At 72.2% G+C, this 14,750-nt stretch carries 16 protein-coding genes and 1 pseudogene; 9 read left to right on the forward strand and 8 right to left on the reverse strand.

Translation table 11 applies throughout. The features are described 5' to 3' along the window. Positions 1 to 100: 100 nt before the first annotated feature. Complete coding sequence (locus tag OG272_RS07835; protein ID WP_326584231.1) at positions 101 to 607, forward strand: Rieske (2Fe-2S) protein; 507 nt, start codon at positions 101 to 103, stop codon at positions 605 to 607. 6 nt (positions 608 to 613) lie between these two features. Here OG272_RS07835 and OG272_RS07840 read toward each other — a convergent pair whose 3' ends face one another. Then, a complete protein-coding gene (locus tag OG272_RS07840) occupies positions 614 to 1,288 on the reverse strand; it encodes a cysteine hydrolase (protein ID WP_326584230.1) in 675 nt (224 codons plus the stop codon). Positions 1,289 to 1,395: 107 nt separating this feature from the next. Between OG272_RS07840 and OG272_RS07845 the strand changes: the two genes are divergently transcribed. Next, complete coding sequence (locus tag OG272_RS07845; protein ID WP_327730667.1) at positions 1,396 to 1,863, forward strand: pyridoxamine 5'-phosphate oxidase family protein; 468 nt, start codon at positions 1,396 to 1,398, stop codon at positions 1,861 to 1,863. A gap of 38 nt (positions 1,864 to 1,901) precedes the next feature. Here the strand turns inward: OG272_RS07845 and OG272_RS07850 are convergent, their stop codons facing one another. Further along, on the reverse strand, positions 1,902 to 2,810 hold the full coding sequence (locus tag OG272_RS07850; protein ID WP_326584228.1) for a LysR family transcriptional regulator: 909 nt from the start codon (positions 2,808 to 2,810) through the stop codon (positions 1,902 to 1,904). 75 nt (positions 2,811 to 2,885) lie between these two features. On the opposite strand from OG272_RS07850, the gene OG272_RS07855 reads away from it, so the two are divergent. Further along, a complete protein-coding gene (locus OG272_RS07855) occupies positions 2,886 to 3,815 on the forward strand; it encodes a DMT family transporter (RefSeq protein ID WP_405892951.1) in 930 nt (309 codons plus the stop codon). A 16-nt stretch (positions 3,816 to 3,831) separates the two neighbouring features. Here the strand turns inward: OG272_RS07855 and OG272_RS07860 are convergent, their stop codons facing one another. Beyond that, positions 3,832 to 5,163, reverse strand: coding sequence for an aminotransferase class I/II-fold pyridoxal phosphate-dependent enzyme (locus tag OG272_RS07860; RefSeq protein ID WP_326584226.1), 1,332 nt, complete (start codon positions 5,161 to 5,163; stop codon positions 3,832 to 3,834). Between the two features lie 35 nt (positions 5,164 to 5,198). Here OG272_RS07860 and OG272_RS07865 point away from each other — a divergent pair, with 35 nt between their 5' ends. Further along, positions 5,199 to 5,900: a pyridoxamine 5'-phosphate oxidase family protein gene (locus tag OG272_RS07865; protein ID WP_328222583.1), complete on the forward strand. Its 702-nt coding sequence runs from the start codon at positions 5,199 to 5,201 to the stop codon at positions 5,898 to 5,900. A 182-nt stretch (positions 5,901 to 6,082) separates the two neighbouring features. Here the strand turns inward: OG272_RS07865 and OG272_RS07870 are convergent, their stop codons facing one another. Together OG272_RS07870 and OG272_RS07875 are read right to left on the reverse strand one after the other, a co-directional pair. Beyond that, complete coding sequence (locus tag OG272_RS07870) at positions 6,083 to 7,087, reverse strand: EamA family transporter (protein WP_405892953.1); 1,005 nt, start codon at positions 7,085 to 7,087, stop codon at positions 6,083 to 6,085. Between the two features lie 75 nt (positions 7,088 to 7,162). Next, positions 7,163 to 7,732, reverse strand: coding sequence for a Clp protease N-terminal domain-containing protein (locus tag OG272_RS07875; RefSeq protein ID WP_405892955.1), 570 nt, complete (start codon positions 7,730 to 7,732; stop codon positions 7,163 to 7,165). A gap of 189 nt (positions 7,733 to 7,921) precedes the next feature. Here OG272_RS07875 and OG272_RS07880 point away from each other — a divergent pair. Both OG272_RS07880 and OG272_RS07885 read left to right on the forward strand, forming a co-directional pair. Next, positions 7,922 to 8,104: pseudogene (locus tag OG272_RS07880) on the forward strand (hypothetical protein); the annotation flags it as partial. 121 nt (positions 8,105 to 8,225) lie between these two features. Continuing rightward, positions 8,226 to 8,654: an SRPBCC family protein gene (locus OG272_RS07885; protein ID WP_326584221.1), complete on the forward strand. Its 429-nt coding sequence runs from the start codon at positions 8,226 to 8,228 to the stop codon at positions 8,652 to 8,654. A gap of 104 nt (positions 8,655 to 8,758) precedes the next feature. Here OG272_RS07885 and OG272_RS07890 read toward each other — a convergent pair whose 3' ends face one another. Then, positions 8,759 to 9,397: a PadR family transcriptional regulator gene (locus OG272_RS07890; protein WP_327730662.1), complete on the reverse strand. Its 639-nt coding sequence runs from the start codon at positions 9,395 to 9,397 to the stop codon at positions 8,759 to 8,761. 109 nt (positions 9,398 to 9,506) lie between these two features. Between OG272_RS07890 and OG272_RS07895 the strand changes: the two genes are divergently transcribed. From OG272_RS07895 to OG272_RS07905, 3 genes are all read left to right on the forward strand, one after another. Beyond that, a complete protein-coding gene (locus tag OG272_RS07895; RefSeq protein ID WP_405892957.1) occupies positions 9,507 to 10,166 on the forward strand; it encodes an HAD family hydrolase in 660 nt (219 codons plus the stop codon). Positions 10,167 to 10,246: 80 nt separating this feature from the next. Further along, on the forward strand, positions 10,247 to 11,026 hold the full coding sequence (locus OG272_RS07900) for an SDR family oxidoreductase (protein ID WP_327730660.1): 780 nt from the start codon (positions 10,247 to 10,249) through the stop codon (positions 11,024 to 11,026). Positions 11,027 to 11,151: 125 nt separating this feature from the next. After that, positions 11,152 to 11,961 (forward strand): PhzF family phenazine biosynthesis protein, encoded by an 810-nt coding sequence (locus OG272_RS07905; protein WP_327730659.1) that lies wholly within the window; start codon positions 11,152 to 11,154, stop codon positions 11,959 to 11,961. An 84-nt stretch (positions 11,962 to 12,045) separates the two neighbouring features. On the opposite strand, the gene OG272_RS07910 is transcribed toward OG272_RS07905, so the two are convergent. Continuing rightward, positions 12,046 to 12,846, reverse strand: a complete 801-nt coding sequence (locus tag OG272_RS07910) for a type II CAAX endopeptidase family protein (RefSeq protein WP_326584216.1) — start codon at positions 12,844 to 12,846, stop codon at positions 12,046 to 12,048. Between the two features lie 89 nt (positions 12,847 to 12,935). Continuing rightward, complete coding sequence (locus OG272_RS07915) at positions 12,936 to 14,450, reverse strand: glutamate--cysteine ligase (protein ID WP_327730657.1); 1,515 nt, start codon at positions 14,448 to 14,450, stop codon at positions 12,936 to 12,938. Between the last annotated feature and the right edge of the window lie 300 nt (positions 14,451 to 14,750).

The raw sequence follows: 14,750 nt of genomic DNA on the forward strand, positions 1-14,750 counted from the left end.
TCTCGGACAGGCCAAGATGTGCACCCTGTCTGAACGTTCAAGCACGGGCCCGCCGTATCCATGGGCGAAAGTGCGAAGCCATCTGGAAGGAACCGTCAGCATGACCAGCGAAACGAACAAACCCGCCTCGATTCCGGGCCGTCGCACCGTCATGGCTGCGGCAGGCGTGGCGGGACTCGCCGTCACGCTGACCGCGTGCGGGTCGGAGGACGACTCCTCGACCTCGGTCTCGTCCGGTTCCGGGGCCGGCGACGGCGCGAGCGGCGACTCGACCGCCGAGGCGAGCAGCGGCAGCGCGAGCGGCGGCGACAGCGCGGGCGGCACGGAGATCGCCAAGACCACGGACATCCCCGAGGGCGGCGGCAAGATCTTCGCGAGCGAGGGCGTGGTCATCACCCAGCCCGAGGCGGGCACCTACAAGGCGTTCTCCTCCGCGTGCACCCACCGGGGGTGTGCGGTGAAGTCGATCGCCGACGGCGTGATCAACTGCCCCTGTCACAACAGCAACTTCTCGATCACCGACGGCAGCGTGAAGAGCGGCCCGGCCACCAAGCCGCTGCCGGCCAAGGAGGTCAGCGTCTCGGGCGAGTCCATCATGCTGGCCTGACGCCTGTCAGGTACCGGCGGGCCGCCGCTCGGGCCTTTCGAAGCGGGCCAGCACCTCGTCCGTGGTCGCGACCGTGGCGACCAGTGCGAGGGTGTGGCGGATCATCGCGGGGGTGTAGTCGGCAGGCACCCCCGCGATGGCGTCCCCGGGCACGACGACCGTGTAGCCGAGGTTCACCGCGTCGAACACCGCGTTGGGTACGGCCACGTTGGCCGAGACACCGGTGACGATCAGCGTGCGGCACCCCAGGTTCCGCAGCAGCGCGTCCACCTCGGTGCCCGCCAGCGGGGACAGCCCGTGCAGCCGCCGTACGACCAGGTCCTCCTCGGCGACCTCGATGGGTGGCGCGATCCGTACGGCCGCGGTACCCGTCAACTGCCGTACGGGCAACCGCTCGGCCGCGCGGAACAGACGGGCGTTGCGGTTGGCGCCGCGCCCGTCGGGCCGCCGCTCGGCGACCGCGTGCATGACCTGCACCCCTCTCTCGTGGGCCGCGGCGACCAGCCGGGCCACGTTGGCGAGCGCCCCCGACGACCGGGCCTCCCGGGCGAGTTCGGGCAGCGCGCCGTCGGGTCCGACGACACCCCGCTGGCACTCGACGGTGAGCAGGACGGTGGTGGCGGGATCGAGAACCCCGCCCAGCTCCCGCTGCCGCTTCGACTCACTCGCGTACGACGGCATGACGTTCCCCTTGTCGCCGGCGATCGGGCGGGCGAGCGTAACGCCCCTTGCGCATGGACGGAAGACGACCCATGCTCTTCTGACGCCACGTCAGCGGAGGGGATCCCATGACCGTCACGCAGCGCCGGGGCCGGAAGATCATGATGGAGCCCGCCGAGCTGGACGAGTTCCTGAAGGTCCGGCGGACCTGCCGGGTCGCGACGGTCTCGTCGGACGGGTCCCCGCACGTCAGCCCGCTCTGGTTCGTCTGGGACGGCACCTCGCTCTGGCTCTACTCGATCACCCGCAGCAAGCGCTGGTCCGCGCTGCGCCGCGATCCGCGCGTCGCCGTCGTGGTCGACGCGGGTGAGGAGTACGGCGAGCTGAGGGGCGTCGAGCTGTCCGGCACCGTCGAGTTCGTCGGGGAGGCACCGCGCACGGGCGAGCCGGTCCCCGAACTCGTCGAGGTGGAGGGGCTGTTCGCCCGCAAGAACTTCGGCATCGACGAGATGCCCCACGACGGCAGGCACGCCTGGCTACGGCTGACACCGCACACGATCGCGTCCTGGGACTTCCGCAAACTGGGGTCGCTGTAGCCCGGCCCGTTGGCGGGGGCCGGGACAGCCGTGAGAGCTCAACCCGCCCCGCACACGGCCCCCGCCGCCCTCAGCGCCTCCACGGCCGCCCTGATCGACGGCCGCCGGTCGGCGTCCGCGCGCCACACCGCGTAGACGCTGCGGTGGACCCGGGGGCGCACCGGCACGGTCCGCATGCCGGCCGGCATGGGGTCGCGGCCGAGCCGGGGCGCGATGCAGACACCCAACCCGGCGGCGACCAGGGCGAGTTGGGTGTGGTGCTCGCCGGCGCGGTGGGCGATGTGGGGCTCGATGCCGTGGGCGCGGAGCGTGTAGAGCAGCCACTCGTGGCAGAACTCACCCTCGGGCCAGGCCACCCATGGCTCCTCCGCCAGTTCCCGCAGATCGATCTCGTCCCGGCCGGCGAGCGGGTGGTCCTCGGGCAGCGCCACCTCCACCGGGTCGTCGAGGATCGCGGCCCTGGCGAGCCCCTCGGGCACGGGCAGCGGCTTGTTGTACCAGTCGAGGACGACGGCCAGGTCGACGTCGCCCCGGATCACCGCGTTGATCGCGAGTTCGGGTTCCAGCTCCCGTGACCGCACGCGCAGCGCCGGATGACCGTCCCGCAGTGCGCGGAAGACGGCGGGAAACAGCCCCCGGACGGCCGTCGGGAACGCCGCCAGCCGCAACTCGCCGACCACCTGCCCCCGCTGCGCCTCCAGTTCCGACTGCGCCAGCTCGACCTGCGACAGGATGCGCGCGGCGTGCTCGGCGAGCAGCCGCCCGGCGTCGGTGAGGCGCACTCCCCGCCCGTTCTTGGCGAGGAGCCGCTGCCCCACCTCCCGCTCCAGCTTGGCCATCTGCTGCGAGACGGCCGAGGTCGTCACATGCAGCCCGTCGGCCGCTCCGCTGACCGAGCCGTGCCGGGCGAGGGCGTCGAGGGTGCGCAGGCGCTCCAGGTTCAACACGTAAGCAATGCTACGAGATTCCTCCCACGGATTCTCGCTTGTGCTACGAGATCGTCCGGCATCATCGTTGTGGGCATGACCACCGCCACGCCCACCCGAGCCCCCGACCGCGTCCCCGACCGCCCGCGCGCCGCCGTCGACTGGCGGCTGCGCTTCGCCTTCCTCTCCCTCGTCTGGGGCTTCAGCTTCCTCCTGATCAAGGTGGGCACGCAGGCGTACGCGCCCTTCCAGGTCACCTTCGGGCGGCTGCTGTTCGGCACGCTGGTCCTGGCGGCGGCGATGGTGGTGAAGCGTGAGCGACTGCCGCGTGGCGCCCGCACCTGGGGGCACCTGACGGTGGCGGCCCTCCTCCTCAACGCGCTGCCGTTCTCCCTGTTCGCCTACGCGGAGCTGACCGTCCCCTCCACGCTGGCGGGCATCTGCAACGCGACCTCACCCCTGTGGGGCATGACCCTCTCCCTGGTCGCGCTCTCGGAGGACCGCCCGACGCGGGTGCGGGTCGCCGGTCTCGGTCTCGGCTTCCTCGGCGTGCTCACCGTGCTCGGCGCCTGGCAGGGCTTCAGCGGCCTGGACGCCTCGGGCACCGCGATGGCCCTGCTGGCCTCCCTCAGCTATCCGATCGGCTGGATCTACGTCCGCCGCACCCTGGCCGGCACCTCCTCGTCACACCTCTCCCTCACCGGCGCCCAACTCCTGCTGGCCACCGCCCAACTGGCCTTCGTCACGCCGCTGTTCACGTCCCTGCCGAGCAGCTTCCCGGTCCTGCCCCTGCTGGCGATCGTCGCGCTCGGCGCCCTCGGCACGGGGGTCGCCATGCTCGTCCAGTACGGCCTCGTGTCCGAGGTCGGCCCGACGACGGCCCAGATGGTCACCTACTTCATCCCGGTCATCGCCACGGCCGCCGGCGTCACGCTCCTCGGCGAGTCCCTGACGTGGTCGACCCCGGTCGGCGCGGCGATCGTCCTGGCGGGCGCGGCACTGACCCAGGCGAGGCCGCGCGACTGAGCCGCCGCGGACGACCTCACGCGTACCCCGTCCCCGCCCCCGGCCCGATCGCCGAGGCCACCGCGTCCGCCACCCTCCCGATCTCCTCCTCGGTGAGGGTGGAGACGGTGATCCGGATCCCCTGCGGGGCGCTCATCCGGAAGCGAGCGCCGGGCGCGACGGCCCAGCCCGCGTGCAACAGCCGGGCGACCGCGCCGGTCTCGTCCGGGACCCGGATCCACACGTTCATCCCGCTGACCCCGTGCGCCTCGACCCCGCGCCGCGCGAGGGCGCCGATCAGCGCGTCCCGCCGCCGCCCGTACGCCGCCGCCACGGCCGGAGCGTCCACCGCGTCACCGGACCACAGCCGCACGACGGCCCGCTGCACCACCCGGCTCACCCAGCCCGGCCCCAGCCGCTGGCGTCCCCGCACCCGGTCGACGGTGGCGGCGTCCCCGGTGAGCACCGCCAGCCGCAGGTCGGGGCCGTACGCCTTGGCGACCGACCGCACGAACGCCCAGCTACGGGTGACCTCGGCCAGCGGATGGAGGGGCTGGTCGACGATCCGGTAGCCGTGGTCGTCCTCGATGAGCAGGGTCTCCGGATGCTCCCTCAGCACGGACCGCAGGGCACGCGCGCGTGCGGCGCTCACGGCCGCGCCGGTCGGGTTCTGCGCCCGGTCGGTGACGATCAGGGCCCGCGCCCCGGCCGCCAGCGCCTGGCGTACGTCGTCGGGGAGCGGCCCTTCGTCGTCGACGCCGACCGGGACGACGCGCAGTCCGAGCGCCGGGACGAGGTCGAGCACACTGCCCCAGCCGGGGTCCTCGACGGCGACGGCGTCCCCGGACTTGAGGTGGACGGCCAGAACCCGCTCGATGGCGTCGAGAGACCCGGAGGTGACGGTGACCGGCCCGCCCGGCACCCCGTCGGCGTCCAGGTCGGCCCGCGCGATCCGCGCCAACTCGGGTTCCACGGCCGCCGATCCGTACAGCACGGGCTCGCGGTCGCCCTGCTCGGCGGCGGCCGCGAAGACCTGCGCCAGGCGCGGCAGCAAGGTCGTGTCGGGATTTCCGTCGGCGAGGTCGCGCACCCCTTCCGGCACGTCCACCCGGATGTACTCGCGCCCCGTAGTCGCCGGCCGGGGCCGCACACGGCTCCCCCGCCGCCCGGCGGTCTCGATGACCCCGCGCTCGCGCAGCGTGCGGTAGGCGGCCGCGACGGTGTTCGGGTTCACCCCCAGACGATCCGCCAACTCCCGCATGGGCGGCAGCAGTTGACCGGGCTCCAACTCGCCCTCCCCCACCGCCCGCTCGACGCTCGCCGCAATCTCCGCCGCACGCCGCCCCGTGATCATGTATTCTCCTAGCACAAAGCAGATTATGCACTAGCGCAATGGAGAACGCAATGACGGGGACCCCTCGGTCGACGACACCACAGCCGACGACTCCACCGCCCGCCGCCTACACCCCCACCGACCGCACCGTCCCCACCCGGGGCACACAGAAGGCCTCGTACGACAGGGAACTGGTGCACGCGATACTCGACGAGGGGTACGTCTGCCACCTCGGCTTCGTGCGCGACGGTGCCCCGGTGGTGCTGCCCACGCTGTACGGCCGGGTCGGCGAGACGCTCTACGTGCACGGTTCGACGGGCTCGCGTCCGCTGCGGATGACGGGCCAGGCCGACCCGGGCCTCCCGGTGTGCGTGACGGTGACGCACGTGGACGCGCTGATCCTGGCCCGCTCCGCCTTCCACCACTCGATCAACTACCGCTCGGTCGTGGTGCACGGCACCGCCCACCAGGTCACCGCCCCGGAGGAGCGCCGGATCGCCCTGGACGCCCTCGTCGACCATGTCGTGCCGGGCCGTTCGCAGGACTCCCGGCCCGCCAACGGCAAGGAGTTCGCGGCCACCGCCGTGATCCGCCTCGATCTGAACGAGGTCTCCGCCAAGACCCGCACCGGCGGCGTCAACGACGAGCCCGAAGACCTCGCCCTCGCGCACTGGGCCGGCGTCGTCCCCCTCCGCAAGGGCTACGAGACCCCGATCCCCGACCCCGACCTGGCACCGGGCACCGAACTCCCCGACTACCTCAAGACCCTGTGATGCCCGTCCGGCGGGCAGCCAGGGCGATCCGTCTGCCCGCCGGCCCACCGCGCCCGCACCTCAAGGGCCGCGGGGAACCGCACGAGCAACCACACCCGCCCCGCTGACCACGAGGCCCCAACGGGGCTTCCAGCGGGCCGGCCGGAGTCGCTCGTCCCCTCATCACAGCCTCATCGGCCTCATCAGCGACGCCCCACCGACAGCTCCGGTTCGACACCCTCCCCGCCGGACGCCACCAGCCGCGGCGAACTCCTCCCCGGCGCGGACCGCTGCGCGACGAACGCCCCGGCCAACACCACCGCCCCGCCCACGAGCTGCGGCGCCGACAGATGCTCCCCCAGCAGCACCCACGCGAGCACGGTCGCCACCACCGCCTCCAGGCACCCCACCACCCCCGCCACCTGCGGAGACAACCGCCGCACGGCCACCACGCCGGTGACATACGCGAGCACCGTGGCGATCAGCACGACCCACCCGAGCAGCAACCACGCCGGGACAGCCGTGCCGTCCATCCGCGCGACACCCCCGAGCACCGCCCCCTCCATCCCCCACGGCCGGGCCACCACCGTGAGCACCACCGCGCCCACCAGCAACCCGTAGGCGATGACCCCGAGGGGATCCGGCGCCTCCGCCCCCGCGTCGCTCCCCTGGTCGGACAGCACGAAGTACCCGGCCTGACAGCAGGCGGCCCCGAGCGCGAGCAGCAGCCCCAGCGGGTCGAAGCTCAGCCCCGACCAGATCTCGACGACACAGGCGAGGCCACCGACCGCGAGGACGACCCCGGCCGCCGCGGCCCGCGTCACCGGCCGCCGCTGCACGAACCGCACCCAGCCGAGGACGATGGCCGGGCCGAGGTACTCCACGAGGAGGGCGACGCCGACGGGGATGCGGGAGATCGACGCGAAGTAGAAGGCCTGCACACCGGCCACGGCGAACAGGCCGAACCCGACGAGCAGCGCGGGCCGCCGGCGCACCAGATCCCGGTGCCGCACGGCCAGCGGCAGCATCACCAGCGCGGCGCCCACCACGCGCAGCCACACCACATGCAGTGGGTCGAGCCCCGCCTCGATGAGCGGTTTGGCCGCGGTGCCCGATCCGCCGAACGCGACCGCCGACCCGAGCGCGAGCACCAGCCCGGCCCCGGGCCCGCGTTGTCCCTGACTCCCCTGAGACGTATGCACCGGCACATGATGACAGCCGACGACAGGAGCGTCACCCCCGATGACACCTGTCTCACCGACTGGACCCCGGGTGGGCGCGGATCAACGCTCCCCTTCTCCGCCCACCACGTACGCCTCGCCCCGGCCCTCGCCCGTCCTCGCGATCCGCCGCGCCACCGCCCCCACGTCGACGCCCATGGTGCCCAGCACTTCCACCGCCCTCGACCCCGCGGCCGCGACCAGCACCGCGAGCAGATCGACGCCGTGGGCCGACCACTCGCCCCGCCGCACGGCACGGTCGTACGCCTGCGTCATCGCCCGGGCCGCCACCGGCGACCAGCCGGGCGTGCCCGGCACCCCCGGGACGACACCGGCATCCTCGACACCGATCCGCCAGCGCAGTCCGTAGCCGATGCTGCGCTGCACCAGATAGCCGAGCAGCCGGGCGACCTGCGGGGCGTCGAACACGGCGCGGACCTCGGGGTCGGACTCCAGGAGCGCGTGCAGCAGATGAGCGGTGTCGATCTGCCGGTCCCCGTCACGGAGGGCCCGTCTGCGCGCACCGGTGACCACCGAGGCCAACTCATCCGTGAGCCTGCCCTCGGTCTCCACGTGGTCCGGACCATGGTCGACGGCCGACTGCCGGGGAATACGGGATCGCACGCCCTCCACCCCATCAGTTCCGCCACCCCCGGGTCATCCACGAAAGGAAGCATCTTCGCGTCCGACACAGGTTGCGCAGGGAGGGCCCTCGTCTCCTCCCTACGGATGAGATCCGATCGCTCCCGCCCCAGGGGCGCGCGCCGCCTCGCCCCGCGCCCCGCTCGCAACCGCATCGCACCGGCGCTCGTCCCTCACGGCATGGAGAGCGGGTGCTGGCTGGTGACCCTGCCGGCGATCGACGGCAGGCAGTGCGTGTACCGGGTGTACGCCCCCGAGAACGCGTTGCCCGCCGACCTGTTCCGGGAGGCCCGGCACTGCCACGACGAGAGCCGTCTCCCGCGCGCGTGGGACCTGTTCGACGCGGCGCTCATCCGCCAGGTGCGCCAGGTGCGCCAGGCACCCGGCTACCCGGGCCCACTCCTGACAGTTCATCAGTATTGAATGTTCCGAGCCGCACGGCTACGTTCCGCGACACCACCGTCCGAGACGAAGGGGTTGTCGCATGGCCGATGTCAGCGCGGAGGCACGCATCGAGGCGCCCGCCGAGCAGGTCTGGGCCCGGCTCGTCGACTGGTCCGCGTACGGCGAGTGGAACACGACCCACACCGCCTTCCCCAAGGGCGGCCCGGAGACCCTCGCGGTGGGCGGCACCTTCCAGGAGAACCTGAAGCTCATGGGCTTCCCGGCGGAGGTCGAGTGGACCATCGCCGAGCTGGAACCCGCGCGCACCCTGGCCATCCGCGGCAAGGGCCCCATGGCCGTGGACCTCGCCACCCGCTACACCCTCATCCCCGACGGTGACGCCACCACGGTCCGCATCGACGGCCGGTTCACCGGCGCGGCCGTCTCCCTGATGGCGGGCAAGCTCAAGGACTCCGCCACGGCCGCGCTCGGCGAGTCCCTGCGCAAGCTGGGCGGTCTCATCACCTGACCCCACACCCCCGCCCACCCCACGCGCGCGCCCCGCGCGCAGAAAGGCGCCCCGCGGACCTGTCCGCGGGGCGCCTTCTCTCACATGTCATCCACGCACTGCCGTCAGTCCTCGTCGGCGAGGATCAGGTACAGCTTCTTGCGGGCTTCGTTGATCACCGACAGCGCCTTGTCGCGCTGGTCCTTGTCGCCGGTCTTCCAGACCTGGCCGAACGCCTCCATCAGACCGAAGCCGGCCTGCCGGATCTCGCTCAGCGCCTCCCAGTCGACCCCGCGCCCGGCCTCCTCCCAGGGAGCCTCGGGCCCTTCTTCGGCCGCGGTGCGACCGGCCTCGGTGAGCGAGAACAGCTTCTTGCCGCCCTCGCTCGCGCTGGCGATCAGCCCCTCGTCCTCCAGCAGCTGGAGGGTGGGGTACACCGAGCCCGGACTGGGCTTCCACGCCCCGCCACTGCGCTCGGCGATCTCCTGGATCATCTCGTAGCCGTGCATGGGCCTGTCCTTGAGAAGGGCCAGGATCGACGCGCGTACGTCGCCCCGCCGCGCCCTCCCCCTGGGTCCGCCTCGGCCGCGCCCACCCCAGGGGCCCCCACCGAAGGGTCCGAACGGCCCGGGACCACCATGGCCCGGCCCGAAGGGCCCGAAGGCGGCGCGCGGCGCCTCGCCGTCACCTCGGCCGCGAGGGTGCTCCCCACCACGGCATCCATGTCCACGCTCGAATCCGAAGTCCTGTCCACGGGAACGCATCGCCATCACTCCATTCCATCGTTGATCTGTCGCGATGCCTCAACGATATATCGGGAACTGTCGCCTGGCAACCCCCGACTCGGCACGCCGTCGTGCTCTACTGCCGCACATGCCCTTGCTGCTGCTCGACCTCGACAACACCCTGATCGACCGCGACGCGGCCTTCCGTGACGCCGCGGCCGCCTTCCTCGCCGAGCACGGCCTGCCCGACGCCGACCTGGCGTGGGTGACGGCCGTCGACGCCGGCGGCTACACCCCGCGCCACGAGGTCGGCGCCGCCCTGACCGACCGCTACGAGAACGCGGTGCCGCCCGCCGCCGTCCGCGCCCTGCTCGACACCGGCGCCGCCGACCGCGTCGTCCTGGCACCCGCCACCCGCGAGGCATTGGAAAAAGCAAGGGCAGGCGGTTGGACCCCTGTGATCGTCACCAACGGCCGAACCGTCCAGCAGGAAGCGAAGATCCGCAACACCGGGCTCGACCGGCTCGTCCAGGGCTGGGTCGTGTCCGAAGCCGTCGGCCACAAGAAGCCCGAACCGGAGATCTTCCACGCCGCGGCCGCCACCGTCGGCCCCGCCCTGCCCAGCGCGTGCGTCATCGGCGACTCGCCGCACGCCGACATCGCCGGGGCGGAGGCACTCGGTCTGCGCAGCGTGTGGGTGGCGAACGGCCGGGCCTGGGCCCAGGACGCGTACCGGCCCACGTACATCGCAGCGGACGTCACCGCCGCGATCGACCACGTCATCGACACCCGGACCCCACCGGAATGACCGGGCCGGGGAATTGCAGTGCAGGACACCGCCGCTCCCCCGCACACCATCGCCGTCGACGCGCCCTCTAGGGTGCGGGAATGATCTCCGACACCTACCTCTCCGAACTGTTCTCGCTGGACGGCCGGGTCGCCGTGGTGACGGGCGGCAGCTCCGGCATCGGCAAGGCCATCGCCGGGGCCCTCGCCCGGGCGGGAGCGAGCGTGGTGATCGTCGCGCGCAAGGAGGCGGAGCTGACGGCCACGGTCGAGGAACTGACGGCGGACGGCTGCCGGGCGGCCTGGGTGAGCGGCGACCTGAGCACCCGTGCCGGTGTGCGCGCGGCGGCGGAGCAGACGGTCGAGGCGTTCGGCGAGCCCGACATCCTCGTCAACAGCGCCGGCATCAACCTGCGTCCGCCGCTGAGCGAGCTGGGCGAGGACGTGTGGGACACCACCATGGCCGTGAACCTGGACGCGCCCTTCCTGCTGGGCCAGCGTTTCGGGCCCGGCATGGCCGAGCGGGGCTACGGCCGCATCATCCACATCACCTCCCAGCAGGCCCACCGGGCGTTCGTCCGAAGCGGCGCGTACGGCGTCTCCAAGGGCGCCTTGGAGTCGCTGGCCCGCTCGCAGGCCGAGGAGTGGTCGCCCCACGGCGTCACCTGCAACACCCTGGTCCCCGGCTTCGTCCCGACCCCGCTCAACACGCGGCTGTCCTCCGACCCGGAGAAGGTGGCCGCGCTCGCCGCCCGCACCCTGGCCGGCCGCAACGGCCAGGCCGACGACTTCGCCGGAGCCGCCGTGTTCCTGGCCGGCCGCTCCGCCGGCTACATCACCGGGCAGGCGATCTTCGTCGACGGCGGCTTCTCCGTCCACTAGCCCGCCCTTCCCGCGCCATACGGGATGCCGGCCCCCGGGAATGGCCTGGATGGCCCCGAAAAACCGGTCCACCATCCCGGAATTGGACTTGGTCCGTGGCGTCACCGACCGCCTAGCGTCGTCCCATGCGCATTCGTATCGTCGACGCCTTCACCGACCGCCCCTTCTCCGGCAACCCCGCCGGAGTTCTCCTCCTCGACGCCTTCCCGGACGACGCCTGGCTGCAGAACGTGGCCAAGGAGGTCAACCACGCCGAGACCGCGTTCGCCCACCCCCTCCCCGAGGGCGGCGAGGCCGACTGGGCACTGCGCTGGTTCACGCCGGTCGCCGAGGTGGCACTGTGCGGCCACGCCACACTGGCCACCGCACACGTCCTGACCAGCACGAACACCCATGAAGGCCCGGTGCGGTTCGCCACGCGCAGCGGAGTGCTCATCGCCACGCCCCGGCCGGACGGCACCCTCACCCTGGACTTCCCGACCGCGCCCCTCACTCCGGTCCCCGTCCCGGACGGCGTCGCCGAGGCCCTGGGCGCCGAGCCGCTCAGCGCCTTCGACACCGGCCCGAACGTCGGCGACCTGCTGGTCGAGCTCGCGGACGAGAAGACGGTCCGGGGCCTCGCCCCCGACCTTCGGGCCCTCGGCCGCTACTCCGAGCGCGGCATGATCGCCACCGCCCGCGCCGCGGACCCCGCCGCCGGCCACGACTACGTCTCGCGCTGCTTCTTCCCCAACCTCGGCATCGACGAGGACCCGGTCACGGGCAGCGCCCACACCGCCCTCGCCCCCTACTGGTCCGAGCGCCTGGGCAGCCCGGAGCTCACCGGCCTCCAGGCCTCCCCCCGCTCGGGCCACGTCCGCACCGAACTCCGCGGCGATCGCACCCTGCTCTCCGGCCGCGCGGTCACGGTCATCGACGGCGACCTCCTCGCCTGACCGCACCACCCTCACCGCACGCCGTGACGTCACGGCCGTGACCGAACGGCCGTGACGGCGCGGCCCTGCCCGTACGGCCGTCTCTCACGGGGTGGGCAGCCAGCCCACCTTCCCCGCCAGCAGCGCGTACCCGACGAACGCCCCGATGTCGAGCAGCGAGTGGGCCACCACGAGCGGGCCCACTCGGCCCCATCGCCGGTAGAGATAGACGAACACCACGCCCATCACCATGTTGCCGACGAACCCGCCGATGCCCTGATAGAGGTGGTACGAGCCGCGCAGCACCGAGCTGGCCGCCAGCGCGCTCCCCGGTGACCAGCCCAGCTGCTGGAGCCGGCGCAGCAGGTACCCGACCACGATGACCTCTTCGAGGACCGCGTTCTGGATCGCGGAGAGGATCAGTACGGGGTACTTCCACCACACCTCGGGCAGCGCCTCCGGCACCACGGTGAGGTTGAAGCCGAGGCCGCGCGCCGCCAGATAGAAGGCGATCCCGGTGCTGCCGATCACCGCGGCGATCGCCGCGCCCCGGCCGAGGTCGGGCCACGGCTTCGTACGGTCGAACCCGAGGGTGCGCAGCCCCGCGCCCTCGCGCAGCAGGAAGTGCGCGACCAGGGCGACGGGCACCAGGGCGGTCGTGATCCCGAAGAGCTGCCACGCGAGGTCGAGCCAGGGCCGGCCCGGCGCGGCCGAGGCGTTCATGGTGGCCGCCTGGTCCTTCAGCCCGCCCGGCTTGGTGACCGATCCGATGAAGCTGATCAGCGCGGACACCCCGCTCGCGCCGAGCGAGATCCCGAGCACGAGCAGCGTCTCGTCCCTCAGAACCCGTCGGCCCGGCCGCTCCCACGGCACCGCGTCCTCCACCGACTCCGCCTGCCCCTGCACCCACGCCTCCAGTTGTCCGGCCCCGCCGAGGGTCCATCATCACCCGCGGCGGTCCGGAACATTCCGGCGGCTGCCTCGCAGACGGCCCCTCAGCCCAGCGGCACCGGCTCCGGCAGCCCCACCGGCCAGCTGTGGACCGGCTCCCCGGAGTGCATCAGCTCGCCGTAGCGCCGCGTCGTGGCGGCCAGCGCCGCATCCCGGCCAAGGCCCTTGGCTAGAGCCCGATGGAACGTTTCCACCTGCCAGGACGCCCCGTTGGCCCGGCGCCGGCAACGCTCCTCGATCACCCCGAGGTAGAAGTCCCGGTCGACCGGCTCGACACCCCACGCGTCCAGCCCCGCCTCGGCGAGCGGCAACAGCTCGTCCCGTACGAGGTTCACCGCGTCCACCGGTCCCACCCCGCCGTACCGCCCGCGCGGCCACTGCAACCGCGCCTCGATGCCGTGCCGGCACGCCTCGTCGAAGTTGGCGGCGGCCGCCTCGAACGGCAGCCGCGTCCAGACGGGCCGCGACTCCTCGGCGAGGGCGCGCACGACCCCGTAGTAGAAAGCCGCGTTGGCGATCACGTCCGTGATGGTCGGCCCGGCGGGCAGTACCCGGTTCTCGACGCGCAGGTGCGGGACCCCGTCGGCGATGCCGTAGACAGGCCGGTTCCAACGGTAGATCGTGCCGTTGTGCAGGGTGAGTTCGGCGAGTGAGGGAACACCGCCCGCGTCGAGGACGCCCATCGGATCCTCGTCGTCGCAGATCGGCAGCAGCGCCGGGAAGAACCGCAGGTTCTCCTCGAAGAGGTCGTACGCCGAAGAGATCCAGCGCTCCCCGAACCAGGTGCGCGGCCGTACCCCCTGGGCCTGGAGTTCGGGCGGCCGGGTGTCGGTGGACTGCTGGAACAGCGGCGGCCGCGACTCGCGCCACAGCTCGTGCCCGAACAGGAAGGGCGAGTTGGCGCCGATGGCGACCTGTGCGGCGGCGACCGCCTGGGCGGCGTTCCACACGTCGGCGAACCGGCCCGGGGTGACCTGGAGGTGCAACTGCACGGAGGTGCAGGCGGCTTCGGGCGCGATGGACTTCGAGGTGCAGACGAGCCGCTCCACCCCGTCGATGTCCAGGGTGAAATCCTCACCTCGGGCGGCGACGATCTGATCGTTCAGCAGGGTGTAGCGATCGCCGGCGGAGAGGTTCGAGGAGACCAGGTCGTCACGGCCCAGTGTGGGCAGAATGCCGATCATCACGATTCCCGCGCCCACCTCGATCGCCTTGCGGTCGGCATACGCGAGGGAGGTGCGCAGCTCCTCGGAAAGCTGGTCGAATACCCGCCCGCCCAACCGGTGTGGAGCTATGTTGACTTCCAGATTGAACATGGCGAGTTCTGTTTGGAAATCTCGGCTCGCAATCCGCTCAAGTACTTGCGCATTCATCATTCTCGGCAGACCGTCGCCGTCGACGAGGTTCAGCTCGATCTCCACCCCCATGAGGTTCTTGGGGCGGTCGAACCGCTTCTCCTCCAGCAGTCGCGCCAGCCCCGCCAGGCACTGCCGAAGCTTGTCGCGGTACTGCTGACGATCGGAGAGGCCGAACGGCCCCGCCACGACCTTCTCTCCCATCTAGGTGTCCCTCCTTGGATGGGTGGGCAGGCCGACGAACCGGCCACTGCTGTCCCGGGTCCACGGATGATGATGCCCCCGTAGAGCCACTGATAACGTCCCGAGCGCGACCTGCGCACGCTAGGCTGAACCCGGTTGCCTCCGACCTTATTCACTCGGCGTGCTTCTGGCACATTCAGCGGGCAAGAATGAGCACGCGCTTTCCGCCTGTTGCGCTTTCGTGAAAAGCGCCGACGGGAACCGGCCGTCCGCTACGCGACGGTAATCCGAGGTCACCGACGTACTCCCACGGGAAAACGG

This window comes from Streptomyces sp. NBC_00104, from assembly GCF_045160825.1.
Taxonomy (GTDB): Bacteria; Actinomycetota; Actinomycetes; order Streptomycetales; family Streptomycetaceae; genus Streptomyces.

Coding starts and splice junctions, on each gene's coding strand:
- OG272_RS07835 (WP_326584231.1), top strand. CDS start 101: ATGACCAGCGAAACGAACAAACCCGCCTCGATTCCGGGCCGTCGCACC.
- OG272_RS07840 (WP_326584230.1), bottom strand. CDS start 1,288: ATGCCGTCGTACGCGAGTGAGTCGAAGCGGCAGCGGGAGCTGGGCGGG.
- OG272_RS07845 (WP_327730667.1), top strand. CDS start 1,396: ATGACCGTCACGCAGCGCCGGGGCCGGAAGATCATGATGGAGCCCGCC.
- OG272_RS07855 (WP_405892951.1), top strand. CDS start 2,886: ATGACCACCGCCACGCCCACCCGAGCCCCCGACCGCGTCCCCGACCGC.
- OG272_RS07865 (WP_328222583.1), top strand. CDS start 5,199: ATGACGGGGACCCCTCGGTCGACGACACCACAGCCGACGACTCCACCG.
- OG272_RS07885 (WP_326584221.1), top strand. CDS start 8,226: ATGGCCGATGTCAGCGCGGAGGCACGCATCGAGGCGCCCGCCGAGCAG.
- OG272_RS07890 (WP_327730662.1), bottom strand. CDS start 9,397: ATGCGTTCCCGTGGACAGGACTTCGGATTCGAGCGTGGACATGGATGC.
- OG272_RS07895 (WP_405892957.1), top strand. CDS start 9,507: ATGCCCTTGCTGCTGCTCGACCTCGACAACACCCTGATCGACCGCGAC.
- OG272_RS07900 (WP_327730660.1), top strand. CDS start 10,247: ATGATCTCCGACACCTACCTCTCCGAACTGTTCTCGCTGGACGGCCGG.
- OG272_RS07905 (WP_327730659.1), top strand. CDS start 11,152: ATGCGCATTCGTATCGTCGACGCCTTCACCGACCGCCCCTTCTCCGGC.
- OG272_RS07915 (WP_327730657.1), bottom strand. CDS start 14,450: ATGGGAGAGAAGGTCGTGGCGGGGCCGTTCGGCCTCTCCGATCGTCAG.